This window comes from Mesorhizobium sp. A556 (assembly GCF_054489545.1).
Genome location: NZ_JBTMXA010000044.1, coordinates 1 through 2,752, shown reverse-complemented (window position 1 = coordinate 2,752; position 2,752 = coordinate 1). Strand labels below are relative to the sequence as shown.

The window sequence follows — 2,752 nt, the reverse complement described above, 5'->3', positions numbered from 1 at the left end:
CGGCTGCGCAACCCGGACCAGCTTCGCCGGCCACACCGGCCGTAGCGCCAAGACCCGTCATGCACTAACATTAAACCCGGACCACCTCAGGGGGGCCGGCCACGCGAAAGCGGGGGAATATCACTCAACCGGTGGCTTGTTCTCACGCTCGCCGAAGCAATTTGAAGACCTCCAGCCAGAAATGATAGTCTTTCTGGCTTCCGTCGATACGAGCGTCGAGTGCGCAGTAGGCGGCCGCAAGTGTTGCCTCACAACCAAAAAGGTTGATCGCCGCTTCCGCAGCAACCTCCTTCGGCAACAATGCTATTTTTGTTTTGTCAAGACGACGAAGCGGTAGGTCATTTGCAAATTCACGCACACCGAATCTCCCACGATCCGGCGCAGGGTTCAGATTGTTGCCGGACGTTGGAACTCACATCGCGTAAGCCACGCTGACCGCAATTAACGGTTTCGATCGTGTCGTCCCTGGCAACCAGGGCTCTAAAAAAACCCGGCTATGCGGATGAGTATTCCAGATGGAATTGCAGTCTGCAAGCGTTGCTTGCCAAGCAAAAGGAAGACACACCGTCATAATCCGTCGACAAGCTTCCGCGCATCTATCGTTCTGGCCTGGGCCGAGACCGAGATTTCAAAATGGTCAGACTGTGCAACCTCTTTTATAAGGGACGGTCGAAAGGCAACGATGTTGATGCCCCTTCTCAGTCTAACGCTATCGTACAGAATTCCGTCCTCACCTGTGGCACGGATTGATTCTCCGAAAGCTTGCGAGGCGACATAATCGTCCGTCCGATAGAGTTCCGCCATCGGCGATTGAAAACCTCGGATATCGATATGGCTACCCTCCAGTCGGGCCGAATAAGCACGATAGGTCCGCGACAGATGGGGTATATGACGTGCAACCATCTCGCGGCGCAGGTGATGGCCGACCTCGGCAACAGATGTTCGGATATTGGCGGCGGCATACCAGGCACCCAGAGTGGCGGAGTTGAAGCGCATTCCGGTCGGTGCGACATGGAGAAAGGCAGCCATCACTACACTTGCATTGGCGCGCCCGTAGACCCACTCGCTCTGGGGAAGTCGGTTAATTCGCTCGGCAACGAAACGATCATTCGTCCAGCCTGCAAGCTCCATCACGGCAGCGAGATCGGCCGCTGTCGCGACTGTGTCGAATAATCCGATCGGCGGAAACCGGGAGGGAATAAGCCGGTATGTCGGCCGAGGCGCCGGAGATCTGGCAGGTGTCACGTTAGGACGATTTCCGCTTCGTCATATGGAGAGAAATCAATATCGGCCCCGTTCGGCTCCATGTACTGTCCACCCCTCGCCGCATCGAGAAAGCGGCGCACCGTCAGGAGCGCGTCCTGAGATCCGTTTGTTATGAGAGCTAGTGGCGGCTGGCCGCCGAAAACCATACCGTCATGCGGTCCCCTCAGCCACGATACGGCGTCACGCTCCGATGGATAGAGAATGCCCAAGCCCTGATGGATACCGAGAACGGCGGAGATGCGTGTGAGCACGTCAACATCCAGCGTAAAATCTTGGTGCTCCCGTGCCAGCTTCGCCCAGTTATGATAGCTAGAGCGGGATGGGTAGCCTAAGATCAGCCGCCGCTGCTGTTCATTGAGGCCCCACAGATCGGCGATCATCAAAAAGGTGCGCATCGCAGGTGCGCTTAGTCGCCGGCGGACAGAGGGCTCAAACCGCGAATAATCGAAGGGGCGGCGCACTTCCGGGCCGACGTCAGAATGTTTTGGTAGAGCTTGTGCCATATCTTATCTCTTGTCCGTATCTGGATATAGTCCAAACTTGGACATAAAACAAGCAAAATCAGACCAATTCCGCTTCCTCGCTGCAGCTCATTTGACTCCCGCAATTCGGCCGAGCCTTTCAATATGCTCGCGACAGATTTGTTCGATACACTGCTTGAGCAGGTTCGCCTGATCGATCAACCATTTGAGCGCTTCCTCGCTGAGGTCGTAGTGCTCGGAGTAGCGCGCTTTCACATAGGCTTCGTTGATCGTGTTGAACCAGGCCTTGTAGCGCTGCTGATCACGTGGCCAGGCTGCGGCAATGCGGCTATCCCGCCCCTCAGCCAGAGACCGGAGAAAGTTCAGATTATGTGAAGGCGGGCTGTAGTTGGTGAGGGTCAGAAGCAATAGCGCATAGGCCTGCTCGATTGATTGGTGCAAAAGGAAGGCCGCCTCCTTGGTCATCCCACCAGATACAGCTGCGTTTGACAGTTTCAAAAAATTTGCTGCTACACGCTGTCGGTTCTTAAAATGTGATTCAGCAACCGTGTGCTCGTCGACAGGCGTGAGAGGGCGCACTTCCGCCAAAGGTTCCTCATCCAGCTCATAGAGAACGATTCCGTCGCGCCGGATATCGGAGAAGAAATACTGGCCCTCTCGAAGCGCTGTGTTCACCTCTCTCCTGGAATGTACAATGAAGCTGACCGGCGTGTCGATGCCACGATCGCGTAGAAGCCGGTCGGCGGCCTTGTACCAATAAGCGGCAAAATCGGTGAGTTTCCGATTGTTGACGACGATCAACAGATCATAGTCTGACCGATAGCCCTTCATTGTATGGGGCTCATCCACCCACTCCCCACGGGCATACGATCCGAAGAGGATGATTTTCAGCACTCTCCCCTTGGTCTGCCCCCTGAAAAGTGGTCCTCCCTTATGTATGGCTTTTGAGCCGATGGAGGACTTAAGAAATGGCCAGAAAGAGACACAGTGCGGAAGAGATCGTC

4 protein-coding genes are annotated in these 2,752 nt (G+C 55.4%); all 4 read right to left on the bottom strand.

What is annotated here, in order from left to right:
• Nucleotides 1-142 precede the first annotated feature (142 nt).
• Nucleotides 143-358 carry a hypothetical protein gene (locus ACX3P0_RS25130; RefSeq protein WP_459092927.1) on the bottom strand — a complete coding sequence of 72 codons (216 nt, stop codon included), beginning with the start codon at nt 356-358 and terminating at the stop codon, nt 143-145.
• Between the two features lie 209 nt (nt 359-567).
• Entirely contained in the window at nt 568-1,245 is a 678-nt protein-coding gene (locus tag ACX3P0_RS25125; protein WP_459092926.1) for an RES family NAD+ phosphorylase, read from the bottom strand.
• Nucleotides 1,242-1,769, bottom strand: a complete 528-nt coding sequence (locus tag ACX3P0_RS25120) for an MbcA/ParS/Xre antitoxin family protein (RefSeq protein WP_459092924.1) — start codon at nt 1,767-1,769, stop codon at nt 1,242-1,244. Before ACX3P0_RS25120 ends, ACX3P0_RS25125 begins: the two co-directional genes overlap by 4 nt.
• An 87-nt stretch (nt 1,770-1,856) precedes the next feature.
• On the bottom strand, nt 1,857-2,752 hold an 896-nt coding region (locus tag ACX3P0_RS25115), incomplete at its 5' end, for a nucleotidyltransferase and HEPN domain-containing protein (RefSeq protein ID WP_459092922.1).

What these genes read in the sequence shown, in the direction of transcription:
- ACX3P0_RS25120 (WP_459092924.1), bottom strand. Translation starts at nt 1,769, where the DNA reads ATGGCACAAGCTCTACCAAAACATTCTGACGTCGGCCCGGAAGTGCGC.